The organism is Erythrobacter litoralis (assembly GCF_001719165.1).
Taxonomy (GTDB): domain Bacteria; phylum Pseudomonadota; class Alphaproteobacteria; order Sphingomonadales; family Sphingomonadaceae; genus Erythrobacter; species Erythrobacter litoralis.
In genome coordinates this window covers 1,581,192-1,605,010 of the sequence record NZ_CP017057.1, presented here as the reverse complement: position 1 = coordinate 1,605,010, position 23,819 = coordinate 1,581,192, and the positions used below count along the sequence as shown (strand labels likewise).

Genomic DNA, 23,819 nt, shown 5'->3' with positions numbered 1-23,819 from the left:
TGGCTGGCCGGCTGAGTGGACGAAACCGAAGGTCTCAGCAGTCGTGCATGTCCGTACCCTGGACGGGCGTTACATTCATGATTGCCTGCCCGCGGGTCCGGAAAGTCGCGGTTTCGCGGAACAGGTTGTTCTCGGGCACGAGCCCCTTGACGATCGACTGCGTGATGAGCGGTTCGTACGGATAAAAAACCTCCGACACGATCACCATCTGGTTCTGCAGCAGTTCAATGTCATTGGCGAGTTCGACCGATGGCCCATCCGCAATGTCGTTCGTATCGGTCCATTGTGAGCCGACCTTGCTGGGATGACTATCGGCGATCATGCAGCGTTGCCAAGCGATCTTGTTCTCAACCTGGTCGTTATCCCGGTCGTAGATTCCGATTACCGCGGTGATGATGACATTACCGCCATTCTCGAACTCAAAGGGGCTGGCGATCTGCGGGACAGCAGCGAACATGTCTCCGATCTGACGCTCGTTCGGCGGCACCTGGTTGCTCGCAACGAGATCGGCGACCGTCGCCGCAATCCGTTCGGTCTTTTGCCGGGCGAGCACGACATTGGTGAATTCCATGCCGACCATTCCGAAACCGACGAAAATCGGGAGCGTGTAGGCGAATTCAATGAATGCCAGACCGCTCGCATCGTGGGCAAGGAGCCGGGCAAAGGCAGCGCCCCTCGACCCGGCAGCGCGGATAGATGAAAGGATCGTTGTGTTGGTCAGCATGTGGCATCTCTGAACGGTTCGTTGCGTACCACGGTCTCGGCGGACAGGGGATAGAAGCCCTCGTTCTGATTGAGCGCGCTTGCGACAAAGGGAATTATGGAGACAACATCGACGCTGGCAGTGAACTGAACCACCTCCCCAAATTGTCCGTAATTGCCGTCCCTGCCCATGTCTTCATCCCATTGGCCGTTGCCGTTGAAGTCGGTGTAGGGCTCACCGGCATCCCAAGTGCCGCTACCATCGATGTCGTTGAAGGGTTCGGGGTTGCCCACATTGCCGAAATTCGTTCCGTAGGAACTCACAACAAGCTTGGGCGGCTGATTGTTGAAGGTGCTGATGACATCGAGTCGTTCGATCAGCTCCTCTTCGATCAGGGCCGCGTTTTGAGCCGGGCAAGCGGCAACCTTGGAATTGCGCGAGGCGACGAGGATCGCGCTTTCCAGCGTCGACCGCGCGAATGCGACGTATCCCAGCTCGAGCAAGCCAAGGATCAGCATGAACATGACTGGGGCGACGAAGGCGAATTCGACCATCGTGATGCCTTCGTCATCGTCCCTTATCCGGCGGATCAGGCGAGGGATCATTGCGAAAGCCTCAGGTCGATCAATTCGGATGCGATCGTGACGAAGGCGTTGTTGAGATCGGCCCCGTTCGCAGCGGAGAAGAAATGCGTGTTGCGATCAGTTGCGCAGGTGCGGAACATTTCGCGCGTGGCGTCGCCAGCGGCATTGTTGTTCAGCGCGAAGGCGATCGTGTAGATCTCGATCCCGTCCGCCTTCATCGCCTCACAGGTTTTGGCAAATCGGCGCCCAAGGTGGTCGATAGTTTGGTTCCGGCTCGTGCCGCTGATGATGGTGCGATCTTCGTAGGTTTTGTAGGCCGTGTAGGCTGTATCGAGGACCCTGCCGGACGATGTGTTCCGCCCGTCATCGCGGCTGTCGAAGTTACCGTCGGTCATGAAGATCACGATCTTCTTCGTCGGAACGTTCGTGGGGCGATTGCGGGTGAAGACATCGTCGCGCTGCACGAGCCTGTAGGCCCACGTCATCGCAGCGTTGTGGAACGTCCCCGTACCGGGCAGGAGCGCGTGATTTTCGTTATCGATGTAGCCTCGAAGCTGCGACTTGGTCGATTCGTATGAAAGCGGAAGCGCCTCGGCCGGGCACTGATAATTCGGCGAAGCTCCCCATAGATTGTTGGGAGAGGCGTTCGTGCCATTGCCCGATTTGTGGCTGTAGAAGCGCGGCGACCGGTAATTGCCCCTGTCCGGCAGCCGGTCAAAATCGATCACCGTGTTGTTCTGATCGCAATTGCGCGGCTGGCCGTTCGACCGGTTCTTACAGATGTTGTTGCCGTGCAGGCGGATCAGGGCATCCCGGACCGTCGGGATCGAGAAGAAATCGTCCTGCCGACTGTTCGGGATCTCATAGCGATTGTTGATGTCTTGGAACGAATTCACATAGATCGGAGGGTAAACGAACGGCTCAAACCTGGGCATCCCGTTTTCGCCCGGCATGTCGGCCCCGATGTCATAAGCCCCCGGATCCATCATGAAACGGTCGTCCGATATGTTGCGAATAGTTTGGTCCGCGAACAGGCAGCCTTTCCAACTAAGCGGATCGGAGAGGCTGACATTGGTAAAGCCGGGGCGGCTCTGGACAAGGTTTGGGTTGGCCGCCGCCACGAGATGGCCGACATTGACCATCGTGTTGTAGGGTAGGATGCCGACCGCGAAGTTCTCGCGCGTTTCATCGTCGCCGTAAATAACGTTGACGAAATTCTTGGCCGCCGTCTTGAGCGAGTCCATCCGGCCACCCGATTGCATCGACCCGGTGTTGTCGAGCACCAGCAGCGCCTCTACTGCGGTCGGCAACTCTTCCGAAGCTTCGGCTACGGCGCGGGCCGAAATCGGAAGCGTATCGATCCCGACAAGGCGCAGCAACGTGGTGTTGATCGACCCGCTCACCGTCACGGTTGCGCTGATGACGTCATCCTCGTCGCGGACATCGACATCGGGCGTCTGGAGATTGGCGTTGAGATAGTTGTCGGGAAAATTGGCGTAAATGTAGTCTTCCCCGATTTCTTGCGCCCGGCTTTCCGAATTGGCGGACAGCTGTTTCGCACGTACGGTCGCAAGCGCGCCCGCATCGGCAGCGCCCTGAAGCTTGGAATTGGCGAGATAGGCGCGGCCGAAATCTACCCCTGCCCCGATCATCGCCATGGTCGGTATCATTGCGGCCGCCATCATCGGCAGAACGCTCGCACTGGTGCTGCGGAGCAGATCCTGAAGCAGTCCGCGCCGGGCTGAATTGTCGGACTTTGAAGGTACCAGGCCCATATCTGTCTGCATGGAATTTCCCCTATTTGGGATATCCCACTATGTGTCGGACCCTAAAAAACCGTAAAGGAAGATGCTTACCGGCCCTCGGGCGCGAAGCCGCCGCTTCAACGGTAACAAACCTTTTTCACCGCCTCGACGATCCGCGGCGCATCGATCAGCGCAAGCTTCTCCAGGTTGGCGGCATAGGGAAGCGGCACGTCCTCGTTGCACACGCGCAGGACCGGTGCATCGAGATGATCGAAGCCCTCCTCCATGCAGACCGCGATCACTTCGCTGGCGATCGAGCAGGTGGGCCAACCCTCCTCGGCAATCACGAGGCGGTTCGTCTTGGCAAGACTGTCGAGGATAGCCCCTCGGTCGAGCGGACGCAGGGTGCGAAGGTCGATGACCTCGGCATCGATCCCTTCCTCGGCTAGCGCCTGCGCGGCCTCCAAGGCGAAGCCGACACCGATCGAATAGGAGACGATTGTCGCGTCCTTCCCTTCGCGAACCACCCGCGCCTTGCCGATCGGAAGCACGTAGTCGTCGAGATCGGGCACGTCGAAACTGCGCCCGTAGACGAGTTCGTTCTCTAGGAAGACCACCGGGTCCTCGCTCCGGATCGCGGCCTTCAGCAGGCCTTTCGCATCAGCGCTTTCATAGGGTGCGATGACGACGAGGCCAGGAACGCTGGCATACCAGGGGCCATAGTTCTGGCTGTGCTGCGCGCCGACGCGGCTCGCTGCGCCGTTGGGCCCGCGAAAAACCACCGGACAGCGCATCTGGCCGCCGCTCATGTAATTGGTCTTGGCTGCCGAATTCACGATGTGGTCGATCGCCTGCATGGCAAAGTTGAAGGTCATGAATTCGACCACCGGGCGAAGGCCGCCCATCGCCGCGCCCGTGCCGATACCGGCAAAGCCGTATTCGGTGATCGGTGTGTCGATGACGCGCTTCGGGCCGAATTCGTCGAGCAGGCCCTGGGTCACCTTGTAGGCGCCCTGGTATTCGGCGACCTCCTCGCCCATCACGAAGACGCGCTTATCGCGGCGCATTTCCTCGGCCATTGCATCGCGCAGCGCCTCGCGCACGGCGATGGAAGTGAACCCGGTGCTCTCGGGGATCTGCGGATCGCTGGCGGGTTCGCGCGGGGGCTTTGCATCAGGCACGGAAGCGCCTTCGGAAACCTCCGCGCTTTCCTCGCCCTCATCATCGCCATCGCCGGACTGCGGCGGTGCAGGCTCATCGGGGGCCTCGACCTCACCCGCATCTTCGTCCTCGCCTGCGAGCATGGCGATTACGGTCCCGACGGCAACATTCTCGCTACCTTCCGGCACCAGTATTTTCGCCAGCGTACCCTCGTCAATGGCTTCGAATTCCATCGTCGCCTTGTCAGTCTCGATCTCCGCGATCACGTCACCCGGTTCGATCGCATCCCCCTCCTGCTTGAGCCAGCGGGCGAGAGTGCCTTCCTCCATCGTGGGGGAAAGGGCAGGCATCTTGAGTTCGATTGCCATCGCTCAATATTCCTCCACCAGGACATCGGTGTAGAGTTCGGCAGGATCGGGCTCGGGCGAATTTTCGGCAAAGTCGGCCGCTTCGGCGACAATGCCTCGGATTTCCTTGTCGATTGCCTTCAATTCAGCCTCGTCCCTGCCCTGTTCGATCAGTGCCTTCTTGAGCCGTTCGATGGGGTCGTGGTGGTCGCGCTGTTCCTGCACTTCCTCGCGGGTGCGATACTTGGCCGGGTCGGACATGGAATGGCCGCGATAGCGATAGGTGTTGAGCTCCATCAGCACCGGGCCCTTGCCTTCGCGTACATGCTTGAAGGCGACTTCCGCCGCCGCGCGAACTTCGAGTACGTTCATGCCATCGACGTCCATGCCGGGAATGCGGAACGAGGTCCCGCGCCGATGAAAGCGCGTTTCCGCCGAGGAACGCTTGGTCGAAGTGCCCATCGCGTACTGGTTGTCCTCGACCACGAAGACGATCGGCAGGTTCCAGAGCGCGGCCATGTTGAAGGTCTCGTAGACCTGTCCCTGGTTCGCAGCGCCGTCGCCGAAATAGGCGAGGCAGATGCCGCCATCCTCATTGTACTGATGCGCGAAGGCCAGCCCGCCGCCCAGCGGGACCTGCGCCCCGACGATGCCGTGGCCGCCGTAGAATTTGTGCTCGGTCGAGAACATGTGCATCGACCCGCCCTTGCCCTTCGAAATCCCGGCCTGGCGCCCGGTCAGTTCGGCCATGATGACCTTGGGATCGATCCCGTAGGCGAGCATGTGGCCATGGTCGCGGTAACCGGTGATGACGCTGTCGCGGTCGTTGTCTAGCGCCGATTGCAGGCCGATCGCGACCGCTTCCTGGCCGATGTAGAGATGGCAGAACCCGCCGATCAGACCGAGCCCGTAAAGCTGCCCCGCCTTCTCCTCGAACCGCCTGATGAGCAGCATCTGGCGGTAGAATTCGAGCATTTCATCCTCGTCCGCCTCGTAGACCTTCGCATCTTCGAATTCGCGCTGGAGCGAGCGCAGTTCGAAATCGGGATCGTCCGAAGGGGCAGCGGGCGACTTGCGTGACCTCGCGGTCGACGTGCTCTTCGCAGCCGAACGCTTGGCTGCGGGCTTCTTCGGGGACGAGCTTTTCGAAGGGGTCTTGGCCAAGGGGCGAATTCCTCTCTTGCGTGATGCGCGCGTGCAGGGGTGGAGGCGCGCGGTCTCTCTCGATGCGCCCTATAGGCACGGGAAGGGGCGGTGCGCAATGCGTTGCAGCGGGGTGTGGCCTTTAGGAAATGGAACCGCAGAGGCTGCGGGCCGGTCCGCTCAATCCTCGAGGGTAATGACCACCTCATCGGCGTGCATCACACCGAGATTGCGCCGCACGAGCTCGCTCGCAAGGTCGGGATCGGCCGCTTCGGGATCGAGCAGGTAGACCCGGTTCGCAAGCGCATCACGACGCGCCTCGAGCTGTGCGATGCGCGTCTCTCGAACCTCGAGCGCAGAGAGGTTTTCCGACCAGGCGAGCAGTCCCGTCGGGCCGGCAATGGCGAAACCGCCCAGCACGAGCAGCAGCGCAAGCGCCACGCCCTGCTTTGCCTGCTCTTTCACCACAGCTCGCATGATGCCTCTCGAAACACCTTCCTGAGCCACAGAATCACACTTGGCAGCGCCCCGCAAGCGAAAGTCGCATCGACCCGCCGAATTGCATTCGACCCGAAGCATGCGTGCGGCGAGGAACATATGTTGCTCCGAACCGATTGTGAGAGGCAGGAACATCAGGGGATCCCATGCAGATTATCGACATACTTCAAAACCAGACGAGTGAAATGACCGCAGGGCTTATCGCGAGCCTTCCATCCGTCGCGATCGGGCTGGTCGTGATCGTTCTTACATGGATCGTCTCGAAAGGCGCCGGAAGGATTGCGGGTGCTCTCGTCGGCAAGGCGGAATTGCGGCCCAGCCTGCGAAGCCTGATCGACCGCCTGGTCCGGCTTGGCGTATGGCTGGGCGGGCTTCTCACCGCCGCGATCGTGATGATCCCGGATCTCTCGCCCGCAAGCCTCGTTGCCGGGCTTGGCGTCGGATCGGTCGCGATCGGTTTTGCATTCAAGGACATCTTCGAGAATTTTCTCGCCGGCGTCCTCATCATGCTGCGCAAGAAAATGCGTGTGGGCGACACGATCGAATGCGAGGGCGTGCTCGGCACGGTGGAGCATATCGCGCTGCGCGAAACCTACATCCGGCATTTCTCCGGCGAGCTTACGATCATGCCCAATTCGATGCTGTTCATGAACCCGGTAGAGATATGGACCGACCAGGATGTGCGCCGCTACGACGTGATGGTGGGCGTGGCCTACGACACCGATCTCGATGCGGCCGATGCCGCGATCCGCAAGGCAATCGAAGGCGTCGATAACGTCGTCGATGACAAGCCGATCCAGATCCTCGCTCACGAGTTCAATTCCTCCTCGGTTGATTTCCACGTTCGCTGGTGGGCGCCTTCGACCGGCGCGGCGACGATCGAGAACCGCGACCAGGTGATCCGTGCGATCAAGCGCGAACTCGATGCAGCCGGGATCGAGATCCCCTTCCCCTACATAACCCATACCTTCAAGGAGCAGGTGCCCTTGGGATCCGAGCCCGGCAAAGCCGCCTGAAGACGACATATTCGCACCGCGGCGCTGGCCGATCGGTTTTTTCGTGCTACCCGAATCCCGACAAGGGAGACGAGAATCATGGAAATCCTGACCGCCGACCCAGCGCGTTTCGCCGAGCTTCCCGATTACCCATTCGCCGAGAACTGGCTGGAAATCGATCTTGGCGAAGGCCATCGCGCCCGGATGCACTATCTCGACGAAGGGCCGAAGGATGCCCCTCCCGTCCTGCTCTTCCATGGCGAGCCGAGTTGGAGCTTCCTTTACCGCAAGATGATCCCGCCGCTGATCGACGCCGGGTTTCGGGTGATCGCACCCGATCTCATCGGCTTCGGCAAGAGCGACAAGCCCGACGACATAGCCTTCTATACCTACGACCGGCACATTTCCTGGCTCAGGCAATGGCGCGATGCGGTCTGCCCGGCGCCCGCCGCACTGTTCTGTCAGGATTGGGGCGGTTTGCTTGGCCTGCGAATGGTGGGAGAAGAGCCGGATCGCTTCGCTTGCGTGGTCGCGTCGAACACCTTCCTCCCGACCGGCGGCACGCCCTCGCCTACCTTCATCGCGTGGCGCGAATTCGCGAAATCCTCACCCGATTTCCTGATCGGCGCCCTGATTGACCGGGCCACCGTGACCCCTCGCAGTGAAGCCGAGATCGCGGCCTACGATGCCCCCTTCCCCGACGAACCGAGCAAGGCGGGCGCACGCGCGTTCCCGGCGCTGGTCCCGGTGGAGGACGGGATGGACGGTATCGAGCAGAACCAGCGCGCCTGGGTCGGTCTGGCCGCTTTCGAGAGGCCCTTCCTCACCCTTTTCGGTGCCGACGACCCGGTGACAGGCGGGCTTGGCGAGACACTTGCGGAGCGGATCAAGGGCGCTGGTGACATGCCGCACGAGATCCTCCCCACCTGCGGCCATTTCTGTCAGGAAGATCGCCCCGCAGAGCTCGCTCAAGGTGTGATCGACACTGCGAAAAGGGCCGGATTCCTCGCTTGAACGCCGCGACTGCCGACACCGCTACCGACCACCTCAGCCGCACGCAGGAATACGCGCTCGCGGTGACGGTCGCGGTGGTGACGGCGAATGCCTACTACATCCATCCGATCATCGGTGAGGTCGCAGCGAGTTTCGCGGTCAGCGAGGCGCGGATCGGGATCGTCCCTGCGCTCAACCAGCTGGCGCTCGCGCTCGGCATCTTCCTGCTGCTGCCGCTGGGCGACCGCTATTCGAACCGCACACTGTGCATCCTGTTCGTCACGCTCCAGAGCATCTTCATGCTCGGCATGGCGCTAGCGCGGGACTTCGCACTGTTCACCGCGGCCTCGACCCTGCTCGGCTTCGTCACCATCGCGCCCTACCTGATCCCCGCCTTCGCCTCGAAACGGGTCGCGCCGGCTCGGCTCGGGCAAGTTACCGCGCTGCTGACGGTGGGCGTTATCTTCGGCATCCTCGTCGCGCGCGTGGGCGCGGGTGTGGTCGCCGAACGCTTCGGGTGGCGGGCTGTTTACTGGTGCGCCTTCGCGGTCATGGCAGCGGTAACGCTGGCGCTCCCTCTTGCCATGAAAAGCGATGGGACGGCGGCCAAGCGTCCTTCGGGTAGTTACGGCGCGCTGCTCGGTTCGGTCTTCGCGCTAGCGAGGGAAAACCGTGACATGCTGGTCTCGGCGCTGATCCAGGGTCTCAATTTCGCGACTTTCACCGCCGTGTGGCTGGCGCTCGCCCTGCACCTCACCAGCCCTGAACTCGGATATGGAGTGGACGTCGTCGGTTATCTTGCGGGGCTGGCGGCGGTCAGCATCGTCACCACTCCGCGGCTGGGCCGGCTCGCCGACCGGATCGGCGCGCGCCGCGCCCGGGTCATGGCAGCCAGCGTGTCCGCGGTCGGCCTCGCGCTTCTCTACCCGTTCGGCTGGAGCGTCTGGGGCATTGTCGTGCCTCTGGTGGTGGTCAACATGGTCGGTCCGACGATCGACGTGACCGGACGCATGACCTTTCTTTCTCTAGAGCCTGCGATACGCACACGGCTGACGACCATCTACATCGTCATCATGTTCCTTGGCGGCGCGCTCGGCAGCCTGCTCGGGCCGGCGGTCTACGATTGGGGAGGCTGGGCCGGCACGTCGGCGATGCTGGTCGTGATCTCACTATGCGTCGTCACCCTGTCGGCACTTTCATTCCATGCCAGGCGGCGCGGTTAATCCGGCAGGAAAAGCTCCGCCACGGCATCGATGATCGCTTCGGCATCCAGCCTGTAGGTGCGCTGCAGATCGATGAGGTCGCCGGTCTGGCCGAAACGGTCGACGCCCAACGGGCTGACCCGCTGGCCGCGCACTGCGCCCAGCCAGGACAACGCCGCAGGCGAGCCATCGAGCACGGTCACTAGTCCCGCACCCGGGGCGAGCTGGCCGAGCAGGCGCTCGACATGGCTGACCGACCGTTTACCGCCATTCCAGCGAGCGGCGCGAGCGGCGCTCCAGTCGCGGTGGAGCAGGTCGGGCGAGGTGACTCCCAGCAAGCCAATTCCCGGCAGGTCATCGCGCAGGGTTTCCCAGGCTTCGAGCGCTTCGGGCGCCACCGCCCCGCAATAGACGATAGCCGCGTCGGCGCCTGCTGCGGGCTTGCGAAGCCAGTAGGCACCCTTGAGCGCGCCCTCTTCCCAAAGCGCATCTTGACGTTCTTCCTGAGCGATCGATCGCGTGGTGAGCCGAAGATAGACCGACGCGCCGTCCTCGGCCTGCAGTCGCTCGAAGGCATGGCGCATCATCAGCACCACCTCATCGGCGAAGGCGGGCTCGAAAGAATCGAGATTGGGCTGTCCCATCCCGATCAACGGGGTGTTGATCGACTGGTGCGCACCGCCTTCACCAGCGAGCGTGATGCCCGAAGGCGTTCCCACAAGCAGGAACCGCGCATCCTGGTAACAGCCGTAATTCAGCGCATCGAGACCGCGCGCGATGAACGGGTCATAGACCGTCCCCACTGGCATAAGCCGCGTCCCGAAATGCTGCGCCGACAGGCCAAGCGAGGCGAGCAGGAGGAAGAAATTGTTCTCCGCAATGCCGAGTTCGATGTGCTGGCCAGCGCCGTGAGCAGACCACTTCTGAGCCGAGGGGATCTTCGAGCGCTGGAACACATCGGCCAGTTCCTGCCTCCGGAACAGGCCGCGCTGGTTGACGAAAGCGCCGAGATTGGTTGTCTGGGTCACATCGGGCGCGGTGGTTACGATCCGGTCGGCAAGCTCGCTGTCGGTCTTCGCCAGATCATGGAGGATCTTGCCGAATGCCGCCTGCGTCGACAGGCTCTCGCCCTTCGGCACGGGCAGGTGTTCGGGCAGCTTGATCGCGGGTGCACGGTGCTCGCGGCGTTTGCCGGCGATGGGACTGTCCGCAATGAAGGCCTCGAGCGCGCCCGCGAGATTTTCGCCCAATCCCGCCCACTTATCCCATTCCTGGCCCTCGCCAATGCCGAGATCGGCGCGCAGGCCCTCTATCTGCGCGGTGCTCATCATGCCCGAATGGTTGTCCTTGTGGCCGGCCAGCGGCAGGCCGTAGCCCTTGACCGTGTAGGCGATGAGCAAGGTCGGGCGTTCGTCGTCCATGCGATCGAAGGCCTCGATCAGCGTGTCGATGCAATGCCCCCCGAGATTGGTCATCAGCCGGGCGAGCGCAGGGTCGTCATAGGAAGCGAGAAGAGCGGCCACTCCGCGCTTCCTGCCGATGTCCTTCATCAGTCGCTCGCGCCAGGCCTCTCCGCCAAGATAGGTGAGCGCGGCGAAATCGGCATTGGGGCAGTTCTCGATCCATTCCTCGAGCGCCCTGCCGCCAGGCCTTGCGAACGCCTCGCGCAGCAGCTTGCCGTGCTTTAGCGTGATGACCCGCCACCCGCAGGTCTCGAAAATGTCGTCGAAACGGCGGAACATCCGGTCCGCAGTCGTCGCATCGAGGCTCTGGCGGTTGTAGTCGACGATCCACCAGCAATTCCTCAGGTCATGCTTGTAACCCTCGATCAGGCATTCGTAGATATTGCCTTCATCGAGTTCGGCATCGCCCATCAGCGCGATCATGCGCCCGGCATCCTCGTCGCGCATCTGGCCGTGGGCGATGAGGTAATCCTGCACGAGGCTGGAAAAGGCCGTGATCGCCACGCCGAGCCCGACCGAACCAGTCGAGAAATCCACGGGGATCGTGTCCTTGGTCCGAGAAGGATAGGACTGCGCGCCGCCCAGTCCGCGGAAGCTTTCGAGCTTTTCGCGGGTCTGTTCGCCCAGCAGGTAATGGATCGCGTGCAGGACGGGCGAGGCGTGAGGCTTGACCGCCACCTTGTCCTGCGGACGCAGCGCATGGAAATAGAGCGCGGCCATGATCGCCGTCATCGAAGAGCAGGATGCCTGGTGCCCGCCGACTTTCAGACCGTCGCGCTTTTCGCGAATGTTGTTGGCGTTGTGCACGGTCCATGCGGACAGCCAGCGCAGCCGTTCGTCGAGCGCTTCGAGCAGCGCCGTGCGTTCCGTCAGGTGAGCGGTATTTTCGGTCGATGTGGACATGTCTTAGAGGGCGGTAGCCGAGCCTGAACGCGGCGACAATCGCTCCCGAGGGACGGAATTCACACCAGTCGTTCGGCCACGACGCCGAGCGCCATCGTGAGCAGGCCAAGCCCTGCGGAAAGCTGGATGCGCAGGCTGAGGAAATCACGCGAGGCAAAGCCGAGTGCGCGGTCAACCAAGGGAGAAAGCGCGATAAGCGCTCCAAGAAACAGCAGCGCCGGGCCGGGCCAGTCCCAACCGAAAGTCCAGGGAAGGAACAGGGCGACCGCCAGCAGGCTGGGCATGACGGCGATGATATAGGCGCCGGCCCCGACGGGGCGGTCGAAGGAATGCGCGATGGCCTGTCCCCACCACACCCCGCCCAGAAAGCTGAAGATCGCGGTCGCATAGGCAAAGCCCGCCGCGAGCGCGACATAGCCCCATCCCGATCCTGTCCCCGCACCCTGCCCCATGCCGGGTTCGGCGAGCGCCAGCCCAAGACAGATGATCTGGGGAAGAAGGCCCGCATAGCCAAGCCAGCGGGCAGCGGGAGTGAGCGTTTTGTGTCCGTGCATGACCTGCCAAAATACATAATGGCCCGAGCGGTTCCACCCGCTTGCCCCACAAGCGTGATTGCGGCAGTCGGGTATTCATGAACCTGTTCGATCTTTCCGGCCGCGTCGCGGTCGTCACTGGCGGCAATGGCGGCCTCGGCCTCGGCATGGCGCGCGGTCTCGTCAAGGCGGGCGCGCATGTCGCTATCTGGGCGCGGAGCGAAGAGAAGAACGCGAACGCACTGCTCGAATTGCACGCGCTCGATGCGGGCGACGCTATCGCCCTGCCCTGCGACGTTGCTGAGGAAGCGCAGATCGAGGAGGCGATGGGTCGCACGCTCGAGGCTTTCGGGCGGGTCGATGCCTGTTTTGCTAATGCGGGAATTTCAGGTTCGGGCACGGCGATCCCGGACATGGAATCGCAAGGCTGGGACCGGGTCATGACAGTCAATGCACGCGGGCCTGCCCTCACCTACAAGCATGTCACCCGCCACATGATCGAGCGCGCGAAGAGCGGCGATCCGGGCGGAAAGCTGATCGCCACTTCGTCGGGTCAGTCGATCATGGGGGTGAACAAGTCTTCCGACTATGCCGCTTCAAAGGCCGCGCTCAACGGCCTTACCCGAGGGGCGGCGTTCGAACTGGCGCGCTACCAGATCACGGCGAACGCGCTACTTTTCGGTTTCTACGAGACCGACATCACGGCCGCGGCCAACCCCAAATTCGCAGAATGGATGGCAAAGCGCATACCGCTGCGCCGACCGGGGGATCACGAAGGGCTCGAAGGGCTGGCGGTGTTCTTCGCGTCGTCCCATTCGGACTATATCACCGGGCAATCCCTGCCCGTCGACGGGGGGCTGTGCATCAGCTGACCGGCGCGCGCCTTGCGTGGAACCGCCTGGGGGCCCATCTGTTGGGAAGCAGAAGATTGAACCGACAGGGTCCGCCACGTGCCAGATTCCCCCGACGAAGACGATCGCAATATCGCCGAATCCGAAGCCAATTGGACCCGTGAGGAACGCGGTCGGCATCGCGCCGTGCCGTCTGGCAGGTTCTCGCGGGTTGCAAGCTTCAGCCAGCTTGTTGGCGGCGTTGCGGGCGGAATGATGGCCGAGGGCGCTCGCCGCATATCAAGCGGCGAGAGCATTTCGGCGCGCGACCTGATCCTCACCCCCGGCAATGCGCGCAGACTTGCCGACCGCCTATCCCACCTTCGCGGCGCGGCGATGAAGATGGGCCAGATGATCAGCATGGACGCGGGCGATTTCCTGCCCGCAGAGCTTTCCCAGATCCTCGCCACGCTGCGCGACCAGGCGAGCTTCATGCCCACCCGCCAATTGGACAAGGTGCTGAAGGAGCAATGGGGCAATGACTGGCGCCGCCAGTTCAAGTGGTTCAACCCCCGCCCGATAGCCGCCGCCAGCATCGGTCAGGTCCACAAGGCGATGACGCGCGATGGAGAGGAACTCGCGATCAAGGTGCAATATCCGGGCGTGGCAAAAAGCATCGACAGCGATGTCGACAATGTCATGACCCTGCTGCGCGTCGCCGGATTCGCCCCGCCCGAACTGGAAATCGACAAGCTCCTGGCCGCCGCGAAGAAGCAGCTTCACGAGGAAGCCGACTATCATCGCGAAGGCGAGCAGATGGAGCTCTATCGCAAGCGCCTTGAAGGGGAGCCGGGCTTCGTCGTCCCGCTCCTCCACGAGGGTCTGACGCGAGAGCACATTCTCGCCATGAGCTTCGAGGAAGGGTCCAGCATCGAGGCGCTCGGCGAGGAAACGCCCGAACAGCGCGATGCCGTCATGGCCCGCCTGATGCGCCTGGTCGCTCGCGAATTGTTCGAATTCGGCGTTATGCAGACCGACCCCAATTTCGCCAATTACCGCTATCGCCGCGAAACGGGAGAAATCGTCCTGCTCGATTTCGGGGCCTGCCGCGAGGTCGATCCCGACGTCTCGAACGGCTACCGCCGCATGCTCGAGGCCGGGCTCGAGGGAAATCGCGAAGAGGTTCTTAAGGCGACCATCAAAAGCGGCTTCATGATGCCGATCGTGGCCGAGAAACACCCCGAACGCGTCAACCGAATGATCGACATCGTCATCAATGAAATGCGCGAGGACAAGCCGTTCGATTTCGGCGACCGCGCCTTCGTGCCGCTGCTGCGCGACGAAGGCTATGCGATCGCGCAGGACAAGGACACCTGGGCCTTCCCGCCGATCGAGACGCTGTTCGTCCAGCGCAAGGTTTCAGGCACGGCGCTGCTTGGAGCGCGATTGAAGGCGCAGGTGAACATCCGCCGCATTTCCGAAGAGGTGCTCGGCTCGACCGACCCCCTACCTGCGCGTGCGGCCTGATCAGCCCTTCTTTTCGGCAAGCTCGGCCGCGATCCAGCGGTCGACATGCGCTTCGAGCACCGAAAGCGGGATCGCGCCGTTCTCGAGCACGGTATCGTGGAAATCGCGAAGGGAGAAATTCGCGCCCAGCGCCTGTTCCGCACGCACACGCAGTTCGCGGATCTTCAATTCTCCAACCTTGTAGGCCAGCGCCTGCCCCGGCCAGGTCATGTAGCGATTGACCTCGGCATCGACATTCGCGGCTGTGAGCGCGGTATTGTCGAGCATGAAATCCACGGCCTCCTGCTTCGACCAGCCCTTGGCGTGAAGTCCGGTATCGACGACGAGCCGGGTCGCGCGCCACATTTCGTAAGAGAGGCGGCCCATCTCCTTGGATGGCGTGTCATAGAGACCCATCTCGATCCCGAGCCGCTCCGAATAAAGCCCCCAGCCCTCGACGAAGGCGGTGAAGAAGGTCCCATTCGCGCGGAGCGGATGGATTTCCAGCTCCTGCTGGAGCGCGATCTGGAGGTGATGGCCCGGCACCGCCTCGTGGACGCCCAGCGCCGGCAATTCCCACAGGGGCCGCTGGTCCAGCTCGGTCGTGTTGATACGATAGATGCCCGCCTGACCGGTCTCCAGCGAGCCAGGCTCGTAATAGGCCGTTGTATTACCCGGCGCCTGTGCGGCCGGGATCGGCTTCACCGTATAGGGTTGGCGGGGCAGTCGCCCGAAGAGTTTGGGGAGAAACCCGTCGATATGTTTGGCAAGCGCGGCGACGTATTCGACATATTCGTTGGCGTCGGTGATGTAATACTTCGCATCTGTACGCAGGTGCTCGATGAAGGCCTCACGGCTCGCAAACCCGGCCTTGGCGGAGACCGTTTCCATTTCCGCGCGGATGCGCGCCACTTCGGAAAGACCGAGCTCGTGCACTTCATCGGGCGTCATGTCCGTGGTGGTGAAGCTTTTGACGCGATAGGCGTAGTAGGCCTCGCCCCCCGGCGTGGCGAGGACACCCGGCGTGCCGGTGCGGCAATTGGGTGCATATTCGTCAGTGTAGAATTCGAGGAAATCGGAATAGGCGGGGAGGACCGATCCCTCGATCGCATTGCGCGCCGAAGCCTTCAGCCTGTTCCATTCGCCCTCGCCCACAAAGGCCGGACGCTCGCTTGCGAAGGGCCGCCAGAACGGTGTCTCGCGGTAATCCTCGACCACGAGGCTAGCGACCCGATCACCGTATCCCTCGAGCGGCTCGCAGGGCTGCGTCAGACCCCGCGCAATCGCCTCGCGGCTGCGGGCAATGCCTTGCTCGTTCTGCTCGGCAAAGGCGGCAAGGCGGCTGACATAGCTTTCATAATCGGCCCCGTCGAAGAAGGGAGAACGATCGGGCAGCGAAGCGAAACCCGATGTCCAGCCACTGAAAGTGGTGAAGAGGACGTAGCGATCGTGATCGTGCGCCGCAGCCGCGACAAGGTCGGCAAGGCTCGCCTCGAGGACCTCGTAATCGATCCTGAGATCCATCGGCAGGTTCGCTTCGTCGATCGCGCGCAAACGGGCGAGAAAAGCAGCGGTCTCGGCAACCTGTCGCTCGTATTCGGCAAGGCTCAGATCGGAGAGCTCGCCCTCCCCGCGATCATCGCCCACACTCGTTGCCAGCAGCGGGGAGGCATCGAGCGCGGCTTCCCAGACCTCCTCGCGCAGTTCCTCGTAATCCTCGACGGATCCGGCCCATGCCGGCGTGACTGCGATAACATGAACAGCACCAAGTGCTGCCGCGAGGAGGATTTTCCGCATCGAGTAAACTCCGGTTTTACTTACAAGAATATTGCGCAGCCTGGATTTGCAACCTATTGGGCTTCGACATGGGAGAAGGGACAGATTCATTTCCGGCGGTCCTGTTCGTCTGCCTCGGCAATATTTGCCGCTCGCCGATGGCCGAAGGTGCGTTCCGTCATGCCGCCGCAAAAGCGGGCCTGGCGGCACGAGTGGATTCGGTTGGCACGGCTTCCTACCACATCGGCGAAGCGCCGGATCCCCGCGCGATCCGCATCGCGAACGAGCACGGTGTCGATATCGGCAGCCTGATCGGAAGACAGATCCACCGCGACGATTTCTATACCTCCACCCACATATTCGCTCTCGATAAGGCAAACCTCCAGGGGATCAAGGCTCATGCCCCGCGTGACGGAACCGCGCAGGTCTCGCTGCTCAACGACGCAGTCGAGGGACTGGAGGGACGCGCGATCGACGATCCCTATTACGGCGATGAAGAGGATTTTCGACGGGTCTGGAGCGAGATCGACAGCGCTGTCAAAGTTCTGGTCGAACGCTTCCTCGCGGAAGGTAGAGCAGCGCGCTTTATCGTGAGCGGGAGGTAAGACCACCCTCACCCGCCGCGCAGGAGCTGCACGCCCCAATCGCGTTCGAACAAATAAAGCAGGATGCGCGCGGCCTCTCCGCGCGCGCTGGTGAGACCGCCGTCGCGGTCGATCAGAATCCGCGCATCGGCGTGTGCAGCCGGCAAAAGGCGTTGCACCTGATCGAGATCGGCGATGCTGAAAGCCGCCTCGCCCGATTGCCGCGTGCCAAGCAGTTCGCCCCCACCTCTCAGTTCGAGGTCTTCCTCGGCGATACGAAATCCGTCCTGCGTCTCGCGCATCAAGGCAAGCCGCTTGCGCCCGGTCTCGGACAATTCGGCGCCCCGCACCAGCAGGCAGACAGACTTCTCCGAGCCGCGCCCGACCCGGCCGCGCAGCTGGTGCAACTGCGCTAGGCCAAAGCGTTCGGCCTGCTCGATAACCATCAGGGTCGCGGCCGGCACATCGACCCCTACTTCGATCACGGTCGTTGCGACAAGCAGCATCGCCTCGCCGCTCGCAAAGCGCTCCATGTTGGCGTCCTTGACCTCGGGTGCGAGCTGACCATGGACCATCACGACCGCGTCGCCGAACCGTTCCCTGAGCGCAGCAAAGCGCGCCTCGGCCGCAGCGATGTCGTCGCTCTCATTGTCGCGGACCATGGGACAGACCCAGTAGGCCTGCTGGCCGCTCGCAAGATGCCGCGCGACCCCTGCAACGACATCGTCCATCCGGTCCTGGGCCACGACGCGCGTGTCGATCGCCTGCCGGCCGGGCGGCAGCTCGTCTAGGCGGCTCACATCCATCTCGCCATATTGGGCCAGAGTTAGCGAACGCGGGATCGGTGTCGCTGTCATGGCGAGCGTGTGGGGGCTGCGTTTTCCCTTGGCCGCGAGCGCAAGCCGCTGGGCAACACCGAAACGATGCTGCTCGTCGATCACGACAAGGCCCAAGTCCTTGTAGGCGACCGAATCCTGAAACAGCGAATGCGTGCCGACGATGATGTCGATCGAACCGTCGAGCAGGCCCATCAGCAGCCCCTCGCGTTCGCGCCCCTTGGCCCGGCCCGTCAGCAGCGCGACCTCCGCGCCGGTCGGCGCGGCCATGGTCCGCAGCGTTTCGTAATGCTGGCGGGCGAGAATTTCGGTCGGCGCGAGAAGCGCGGCCTGCTGGCCCGCTTCGACCGCGATCAGCATCGCGGCGAGCGCGACCACAGTCTTGCCCGCGCCAACATCGCCCTGGAGCAGGCGCAGCATCGGCGCTTCCTGCGCCATGTCGCCCTCGATCTCGGCGATCGATCGCTTCTGCGCGCCCGTCATCTCGAAAGGAAGGGCCAGCTGGACCCTGAGGCGCCCATCCCCCACCAGCGCCTGCCCCTTGCGACGGCGGCTGTCCGCCTTGACCAGCAGCAGCGCAAGACTGTTCGCGAGCAGTTCGTCATAGGCTAGCCGGTCACGAGCACGCGCGTTCTCGTTCCTGTGTGAAAGGCGAAGCGCATCGCGCCAGTTCGGCCATCCGGCGCGTTCGAGCTGCCCCGGTTCGATCCATTCGGGTAATTCGGGAAGTCTTTCGAGCGCCTGTTCGACCAGGCCTGCGACGCGCGGCTGAGTGAGGCCCTCGGACAGGCGATAGACCGGTTCGTTCAGCCGTCCGAGATTAGCCGCGCTCTCGCTTTCGACATGGTCGGGATGGACGATCTGCAGCATGTCGCCATAGCGATCGAGGCGGCCTGCGACCCAGCGCCTCTCGCCTACCGGAAGCAGCTTTTTCGCGGTGTAGGATGCACGGCCGAAATAGGTGATCGCGCAGATATTTCCCGCGCCATCCTGCGCCAGCACCCGGAAGGGCCCGCGCGCCGAACGCGAGGCGCGATGCTCGGTTGGAGTGAGCGCGACGATCACCTGCTCGCCTTCTGCGCCCTCATCAAGATCGGCGATCGGCCGCCGCGTCACGAAGCGGTCCGGCAGATGATAGGCAATGTCCTTCACCCGTTCGAGGCCGAGCTTGCCCAGTGGCTTCATTAGCTTGGGGCCGACCCCCTCCAGCGACTGGGTTTCGGCGAACAGCGGGTTGAGGATATCGGGGCGCATCGCCGACGGTTATAGCTTCTTGCACGGCGTGGGCGAGTGTCTTACCTCCTGCCGCATGAAGGATATGCCCACATTCGAGCAGCGTCTCGCCCGCGCGAAGTTTCGCGCCTGGCATCGTGGGACGCGCGAAGCCGACTACATGATCGGCGGTTTTTTCGATCGCTACCATCCAGCATGGGGCGAACAGGAAATGGACTGGTTCGAAGACCTGCTGGCCGAGGACGATGTCGACATCATGGCCTGGGGTCTGGGCACGCAGGCCGTTCCCGAACGATTCCGGGGCGAACTGATCGAGAAGATGCAGAAGCTCGACTACGTCGAAATCCCGCGCTAGGGCCGCGCTTCTCCTTTCGCGTGCGGGAACACCCGCAGGCCTTCGCGCCTTTGACCTAGACGAACATGCCCGATCTCTCCCGTATCCTCGCAGCGGACGCGCCGCTGACGCTGAGCTCGCTGCCCCGCGGGAGCCTGTCGCTTGTCATGAGCGATCTCGCCCGCGCGGCGAAAAGGCGAGCGGTCTTCATCGCTCCTGACGATGCCGCGATGCGCGCGATAGCGGATGCGGCGCGCTTCTTCGCGCCCGAAGTGGAGGTGATCGAGTTTCCCGCCTGGGACTGCCTGCCCTATGACCGCGCAAGCCCGGCCCTGTCGATCAGCGCGGCGCGATTGTCGGCGCTCCACAGCCTGCAGAACCCGCAAGGCGGTTCGCAATTGCTGGTCACTACCGTCAACGCCGCGCTCCAGCGCGTCCTCACCCCGTTCCGGATCCGCGAAAGCGTGCGCGAATTCGCACCCGGCACGACGATCGGGCACGACAGCCTCGCCTCCCTTCTGACGCGGGCGGGATATTCACGCACGGACACCGTCGTCGATCACGGCGAATTCGCTGTGCGCGGGTCGATCGTCGATATCTTTCCCTCCTCGCTCGATCAGGGATTGAGGCTCGACTTCTTCGGTGACGAACTCGAATCCCTGCGCCTGTTCGATCCGAACACGCAGCGTTCGACAGGGACTCTGAAATCCCATCTTCTGCTGCCCGCTTCCGAAGCTCTGATCGACGATGCGAGCATCAAGCGCTTCCGCTCGCGCTATCGCGAGCTGTTCGGGGCTTCGGCAACGCAGGACCCGCTCTACGAGGCGGTCAGCGAGGGGCGCCGGCTCGCGGGGATGGAGCACTGGCTGCCGCTGTTCGAAGAGCGGCTTTCGACCCTGTTCGACCATCTCGATGCCAGCGACGTCATGGTCATCGACCAGCAAGCCATCGGCGCGAGCGAGGAACGGCTTGCCGATATCGGCGACTACCACGATCAGCGCATGCGGACCGGATCGGACAGATCGGGCAGCTATCGGCCGCTCGCACCGGAAGCGCTCTATCTCGGCGAGGATGAATTCACCAAGGCGCTGGCAGCGGGACCGGCTCACCGAGCGACTATCTTCGCTGCGCCCGAAGGCGAGGCTTCGGTGGATTTCGGCTTCAGGGCCGCCCGCGATTTCGCTCCCGAGCGCGCGCGCGGCGACAATGTCTACGAGGCCGCAGCCCAACATCTCAAGGCCGTGGCCAGGTCCGGCAGGCGCCCTCTCCTCGCCGCATATTCGACCGGCAGCGCGCGGCGCATCGGCTCGATACTCGAGGAAGCGGGCACGCCCACCCGCATGGCGGAAAGCTGGCAGGAAGCGCTCGGCCTTGCCGCGAAGGGCGATGCAACGGTCATGGTCCTGCCCCTGGAAGCGGGCTTCGCCAACGACGACCTCGAAATTCTCACCGAGCAGGACGTGCTCGGCGACCGGTTGGTTCGGCGCAAGAAGAAACGGCGCGATTCCGATGCGTTCCTCGCCGAACTTCAGGCGCTTTCGCGGGGCGATCTCGTAGTTCATGTGGAGCACGGAATCGGTAAGTATCTCGGCCTCGAACCGATCGCGGTGGGCAAGAGTCAGCACGATTGTGTCGCTCTGGAATATCACGGCGGCGACAAGCTCTTCATTCCGGTCGAGAACATCGACGTTCTTTCGCGCTATGGCTCTTCGGAGGAGGCCGTCCCTCTGGACCGGCTCGGCGGCGAGGCATGGCAGAAGCGGCGCGCGCGGCTCAAGGAACGCATCACCGCGATCGCGGGCGAACTGATGAAGGTCGCCGCCGAACGCGCGCTCAAGAAGGCACCGATTTTCGAGGCGGACGAGGCAAGTTTCAACCAGTTCGTCGACCGCTTCCCATGGGAGGAAACCGACGACCAGGAGCGCGCGATCGAGGACGTGCTGCGCGACCTCGAAAGCGGCAAGCCGATGGACCGCCTAGTGTGCGGCGATGTGGGCTTCGGCAAGACCGAGGTCGCCCTGCGCGCTGCCTTCGTCGCGGCAATGAGCGGGCAGCAGGTCGCGGTGGTCGCCCCCACGACCCTGCTGGCGCGCCAGCATTATCAGAACTTCGCGAGCCGGTTCGAAGGTTTCCCGCTCAAGGTCGGGCGCCTGTCGCGACTTGTCCCGGCCAAGGAAATCGCCGAGACCCGCGAAGGGCTTGCCAACGGCGATGTCGACATAGTGGTCGGGACCCATGCGATCCTTTCGAAATCGACGGACTTCAAGAACCTCGGCCTCGTCATCGTCGACGAGGAACAGCGCTTTGGCGTGAGCCACAAGGAAAAACTCAAGCAATTGCGGGCGGATGTGCACATGCTCACGCTGACCGCAACGCCGATCCCGCGCACGCTGCAGATGGCGATGACGGGTCTGCGCGAGCTTTCGACTATCCAGACCCCGCCGGTCGACCGCCTCGCAGTGCGCACTTACGTGATGGAATGGGACCACATGGTGATGCGCGAGGCCTTGCTGCGCGAACACCATCGCGGTGGCCAGAGTTTCATCGTCGTTCCCCGTATCTCGGACATGGCCCCGCTCGAGGAGTGGCTTCACGAGAACGTGCCCGAGGTGAAGATCGTCTCTGCCCATGGCCAGATGGGTGCGGGCGAGATCGAGGAACGCATGAGCGCGTTCTACGAGGGCAAATACGAGGTGTTGCTTTCGACCACGATCGTCGAATCCGGCCTGGACCTGCCTTCGGCCAATACGATCATCATTCACCGTGCCGATCGCTTCGGCCTCGCTCAGCTCTATCAGCTGCGCGGGCGTGTGGGCCGGGCAAAGCTGCGGGCCTATGCCTATCTCACCTACGAGAAGGTCGTGGCGTTGTCCGAAGTCGCGGAAAAGCGTCTCAAGGTGCTCAGTGACCTCGACAGCCTCGGCGCAGGTTTCCAGCTCGCCAGCCATGACCTCGACATTCGCGGGGCTGGCAACCTGCTTGGCGACGAGCAGTCGGGCCATATCCGCGAAGTCGGTTTCGAACTCTACCAGTCGATGCTGGAGGATGCGATCCTCGCGGCGAAGGCTGGCGAGATGGGGCTGGAGAAGCCCCGCGATGCCGTCTCGCCGCAGATCACGGTCGATGCACCGATCATGATCCCGGAGGATTACGTCCCCGATCTTGCCGTCCGCATGGCGCTCTATCGCCGATTGAACCAGGCCGAGGGCAAGGCCGAGATCGAAAGTCTCGCCGCGGAAATGATCGACCGTTTCGGCGAGCTTCCTTCCCCGACCCAGAATCTCGTGCGCCTGATCGAAATCAAGCACCAGGCGATCGCCGCCAATATTGCCAAGATCGATGTCGGCGCGCGCGGCACGCTCGTCACCTTCCACAAGGACGATTTCCCCGATCCGGCTGGCCTCGTCGCCTATGTCGATCGGCTCCAGGGGACGGCCAAGCTGCGGCCCGACATGAAGCTCGTCATCAACCGCGCGTGGGGCGACCCGCAAAGCCGTCTCAATGGCCTGTTCCAGCTGACGAAGGGGCTGAGCGGGATCGTCAAGAAGGCGGCCAAGGTAAAAGCGCGCGAGGCGGCCTAGACAGAGGCCTGGCAGGAGCCGCTTTGCCTGACCGGATTGCCCGGCGCCTTATCCATGCCCTCGCCCGCGCGCGGTGCGGGCAAGTTCGAGCACCGCATCGCTTTTCATCGGTTGCGCGCGCAGGAAACCCTGCCAGTAATCGCACCCCTCGCTCACTACGGCCGCGCGCTGGATCTCGCTTTCGACACCCTCGGCATAAACGTCGAGTTCCAGCGCCTTGCCGAGCTGAACGATCGCGCGCAGCACAGCGAGCGCGATTGCGTCGCGCGGCACCCCCTCGAGCATGGTCTTGTCGAGTTTGAGAGCGTCCAGCGGCAATTCGCGCAGATACCGGAAATTGCAGAATCCCGCCCCGAAATCATCGAGCGCAGTGCGAAATCCCAGCTTGCGAAGCGCGGCGAGGGCTTCACCCGCCTGCTTCAGATTGCGAAGCAGAAGGTCTTCGGTAATCTCGAGCATAAGCCGGCCAGGCGCGATCTCGCTGCGCCCGATCAGCGCAGCGAAATCCGCCGCAAAGCGGGGATCGCCCAATTCTTCCGGTGTGATGTTGAGCGACAGGGTCAGTTCCGCCGGCCAGATTGCCGCGTCTTCGAGCGCGCGAGCGACGACATGACGCGACAGCGGCGCGACGAGCGCAGCGCGCTCAGCGATGGCAAAGAGGTCGCGCGCGCCGATCTCGCCCAGCGTCGGGTGCCGCCAGCGGGCGAGCACCTCTGCCCCGGCGACCGCGCCAGTGGAGCTGGCGAACTGGGGCTGGAACAGAACCTCGATCTCGCGCCGGTCGAGCGCAGAAAGGAGATCGGCTTCGAGCGCTCCGGGGCGCACGCCCGGCATGACCGAGCTGCCCTGCGCCCTTGCGCCCCGCCCTT

The 23,819-nt window shown here is 63.1% G+C and carries 19 protein-coding genes; 8 read left to right on the top strand and 11 right to left on the bottom strand.

Annotated elements, in window-relative coordinates:
* Positions 1-34: 34 nt before the first annotated feature.
* The 6 genes from Ga0102493_RS07595 to Ga0102493_RS07570 all read right to left on the bottom strand — a co-directional run bounded on the left by Ga0102493_RS07595 (position 35) and on the right by Ga0102493_RS07570 (position 6,148).
* Positions 35-724: a TadE/TadG family type IV pilus assembly protein gene (locus tag Ga0102493_RS07595; protein WP_051697657.1), complete on the bottom strand. Its 690-nt coding sequence runs from the start codon at positions 722-724 to the stop codon at positions 35-37.
* A complete protein-coding gene (locus Ga0102493_RS07590) occupies positions 718-1,308 on the bottom strand; it encodes a TadE/TadG family type IV pilus assembly protein (protein WP_034901563.1) in 591 nt (196 codons plus the stop codon). The genes Ga0102493_RS07595 and Ga0102493_RS07590 overlap by 7 nt, the downstream gene beginning before the upstream one ends.
* Complete coding sequence (locus tag Ga0102493_RS07585; RefSeq protein WP_081845545.1) at positions 1,305-3,074, bottom strand: TadE/TadG family type IV pilus assembly protein; 1,770 nt, start codon at positions 3,072-3,074, stop codon at positions 1,305-1,307. The genes Ga0102493_RS07590 and Ga0102493_RS07585 overlap by 4 nt, the downstream gene beginning before the upstream one ends.
* A 95-nt stretch (positions 3,075-3,169) precedes the next feature.
* Positions 3,170-4,561 (bottom strand): pyruvate dehydrogenase complex E1 component subunit beta, encoded by a 1,392-nt coding sequence (locus tag Ga0102493_RS07580; protein ID WP_034901566.1) that lies wholly within the window; start codon positions 4,559-4,561, stop codon positions 3,170-3,172.
* A gap of 3 nt (positions 4,562-4,564) precedes the next feature.
* On the bottom strand, positions 4,565-5,704 hold the full coding sequence (gene pdhA / locus Ga0102493_RS07575) for a pyruvate dehydrogenase (acetyl-transferring) E1 component subunit alpha (protein WP_034901568.1): 1,140 nt from the start codon (positions 5,702-5,704) through the stop codon (positions 4,565-4,567).
* A gap of 159 nt (positions 5,705-5,863) precedes the next feature.
* Complete coding sequence (locus tag Ga0102493_RS07570; RefSeq protein WP_330659362.1) at positions 5,864-6,148, bottom strand: FtsB family cell division protein; 285 nt, start codon at positions 6,146-6,148, stop codon at positions 5,864-5,866.
* 218 nt (positions 6,149-6,366) lie between these two features.
* Here Ga0102493_RS07570 and Ga0102493_RS07565 point away from each other — a divergent pair, with 218 nt between their 5' ends.
* The 3 genes from Ga0102493_RS07565 to Ga0102493_RS07555 all read left to right on the top strand — a co-directional run bounded on the left by Ga0102493_RS07565 (position 6,367) and on the right by Ga0102493_RS07555 (position 9,392).
* Positions 6,367-7,197, top strand: a complete 831-nt coding sequence (locus tag Ga0102493_RS07565; protein WP_335661083.1) for a mechanosensitive ion channel family protein — start codon at positions 6,367-6,369, stop codon at positions 7,195-7,197.
* Positions 7,198-7,275: 78 nt separating this feature from the next.
* Complete coding sequence (locus Ga0102493_RS07560; RefSeq protein ID WP_034901574.1) at positions 7,276-8,190, top strand: haloalkane dehalogenase; 915 nt, start codon at positions 7,276-7,278, stop codon at positions 8,188-8,190.
* A complete protein-coding gene (locus Ga0102493_RS07555) occupies positions 8,187-9,392 on the top strand; it encodes an MFS transporter (protein ID WP_236922327.1) in 1,206 nt (401 codons plus the stop codon). Before Ga0102493_RS07560 ends, Ga0102493_RS07555 begins: the two co-directional genes overlap by 4 nt.
* Here the strand turns inward: Ga0102493_RS07555 and Ga0102493_RS07550 are convergent.
* On the bottom strand, positions 9,389-11,737 hold the full coding sequence (locus Ga0102493_RS07550; RefSeq protein WP_051697659.1) for a hypothetical protein: 2,349 nt from the start codon (positions 11,735-11,737) through the stop codon (positions 9,389-9,391). The genes Ga0102493_RS07555 and Ga0102493_RS07550 overlap by 4 nt on opposite strands.
* Positions 11,738-11,796: 59 nt before the next feature.
* On the bottom strand, positions 11,797-12,291 hold the full coding sequence (locus tag Ga0102493_RS07545) for a DUF3429 domain-containing protein (RefSeq protein ID WP_034901576.1): 495 nt from the start codon (positions 12,289-12,291) through the stop codon (positions 11,797-11,799).
* A gap of 77 nt (positions 12,292-12,368) precedes the next feature.
* On the opposite strand from Ga0102493_RS07545, the gene Ga0102493_RS07540 reads away from it, so the two are divergent.
* Together Ga0102493_RS07540 and Ga0102493_RS07535 are read left to right on the top strand one after the other, a co-directional pair.
* The gene (locus Ga0102493_RS07540) at positions 12,369-13,142 is read left to right on the top strand and encodes an SDR family NAD(P)-dependent oxidoreductase (protein ID WP_034901578.1); all 774 of its coding nucleotides are present in this window, start codon (positions 12,369-12,371) and stop codon (positions 13,140-13,142) included.
* A 111-nt stretch (positions 13,143-13,253) separates the two neighbouring features.
* Positions 13,254-14,627, top strand: coding sequence for an ABC1 kinase family protein (locus Ga0102493_RS07535; protein ID WP_034901929.1), 1,374 nt, complete (start codon positions 13,254-13,256; stop codon positions 14,625-14,627).
* Here the strand turns inward: Ga0102493_RS07535 and Ga0102493_RS07530 are convergent, their stop codons facing one another.
* Complete coding sequence (locus Ga0102493_RS07530; RefSeq protein ID WP_034901580.1) at positions 14,628-16,403, bottom strand: DUF885 domain-containing protein; 1,776 nt, start codon at positions 16,401-16,403, stop codon at positions 14,628-14,630. It lies immediately after the preceding gene.
* A gap of 56 nt (positions 16,404-16,459) precedes the next feature.
* On the opposite strand from Ga0102493_RS07530, the gene Ga0102493_RS07525 reads away from it, so the two are divergent.
* Positions 16,460-16,987, top strand: coding sequence for a low molecular weight protein-tyrosine-phosphatase (locus Ga0102493_RS07525; RefSeq protein WP_269465924.1), 528 nt, complete (start codon positions 16,460-16,462; stop codon positions 16,985-16,987).
* A gap of 8 nt (positions 16,988-16,995) precedes the next feature.
* Here Ga0102493_RS07525 and recG read toward each other — a convergent pair whose 3' ends face one another.
* On the bottom strand, positions 16,996-19,056 hold the full coding sequence (gene recG, locus Ga0102493_RS07520; protein WP_034901583.1) for an ATP-dependent DNA helicase RecG: 2,061 nt from the start codon (positions 19,054-19,056) through the stop codon (positions 16,996-16,998).
* Positions 19,057-19,111: 55 nt separating this feature from the next.
* Here recG and Ga0102493_RS07515 point away from each other — a divergent pair, with 55 nt between their 5' ends.
* Together Ga0102493_RS07515 and mfd are read left to right on the top strand one after the other, a co-directional pair.
* Complete coding sequence (locus Ga0102493_RS07515; RefSeq protein ID WP_034901585.1) at positions 19,112-19,390, top strand: FAD assembly factor SdhE; 279 nt, start codon at positions 19,112-19,114, stop codon at positions 19,388-19,390.
* A 65-nt stretch (positions 19,391-19,455) separates the two neighbouring features.
* Positions 19,456-22,950: a transcription-repair coupling factor gene (mfd, locus tag Ga0102493_RS07510; RefSeq protein ID WP_034901587.1), complete on the top strand. Its 3,495-nt coding sequence runs from the start codon at positions 19,456-19,458 to the stop codon at positions 22,948-22,950.
* A gap of 48 nt (positions 22,951-22,998) precedes the next feature.
* Here mfd and Ga0102493_RS07505 read toward each other — a convergent pair whose 3' ends face one another.
* Positions 22,999-23,784: an EAL domain-containing protein gene (locus tag Ga0102493_RS07505; RefSeq protein ID WP_051697660.1), complete on the bottom strand. Its 786-nt coding sequence runs from the start codon at positions 23,782-23,784 to the stop codon at positions 22,999-23,001.
* Positions 23,785-23,819: the final 35 nt, after the last annotated feature.

Coding starts and splice junctions, on each gene's coding strand:
- Ga0102493_RS07545 (WP_034901576.1), bottom strand. CDS start 12,291: ATGCACGGACACAAAACGCTCACTCCCGCTGCCCGCTGGCTTGGCTAT.
- Ga0102493_RS07565 (WP_335661083.1), top strand. CDS start 6,367: ATGACCGCAGGGCTTATCGCGAGCCTTCCATCCGTCGCGATCGGGCTG.
- Ga0102493_RS07550 (WP_051697659.1), bottom strand. CDS start 11,737: ATGTCCACATCGACCGAAAATACCGCTCACCTGACGGAACGCACGGCG.
- Ga0102493_RS07505 (WP_051697660.1), bottom strand. CDS start 23,784: ATGCCGGGCGTGCGCCCCGGAGCGCTCGAAGCCGATCTCCTTTCTGCG.
- mfd (WP_034901587.1), top strand. CDS start 19,456: ATGCCCGATCTCTCCCGTATCCTCGCAGCGGACGCGCCGCTGACGCTG.
- Ga0102493_RS07560 (WP_034901574.1), top strand. CDS start 7,276: ATGGAAATCCTGACCGCCGACCCAGCGCGTTTCGCCGAGCTTCCCGAT.
- Ga0102493_RS07540 (WP_034901578.1), top strand. CDS start 12,369: ATGAACCTGTTCGATCTTTCCGGCCGCGTCGCGGTCGTCACTGGCGGC.
- Ga0102493_RS07530 (WP_034901580.1), bottom strand. CDS start 16,403: ATGCGGAAAATCCTCCTCGCGGCAGCACTTGGTGCTGTTCATGTTATC.
- Ga0102493_RS07585 (WP_081845545.1), bottom strand. CDS start 3,074: ATGCAGACAGATATGGGCCTGGTACCTTCAAAGTCCGACAATTCAGCC.
- Ga0102493_RS07580 (WP_034901566.1), bottom strand. CDS start 4,561: ATGGCAATCGAACTCAAGATGCCTGCCCTTTCCCCCACGATGGAGGAA.
- Ga0102493_RS07515 (WP_034901585.1), top strand. CDS start 19,112: ATGAAGGATATGCCCACATTCGAGCAGCGTCTCGCCCGCGCGAAGTTT.
- Ga0102493_RS07590 (WP_034901563.1), bottom strand. CDS start 1,308: ATGATCCCTCGCCTGATCCGCCGGATAAGGGACGATGACGAAGGCATC.
- Ga0102493_RS07595 (WP_051697657.1), bottom strand. CDS start 724: ATGCTGACCAACACAACGATCCTTTCATCTATCCGCGCTGCCGGGTCG.
- recG (WP_034901583.1), bottom strand. CDS start 19,056: ATGCGCCCCGATATCCTCAACCCGCTGTTCGCCGAAACCCAGTCGCTG.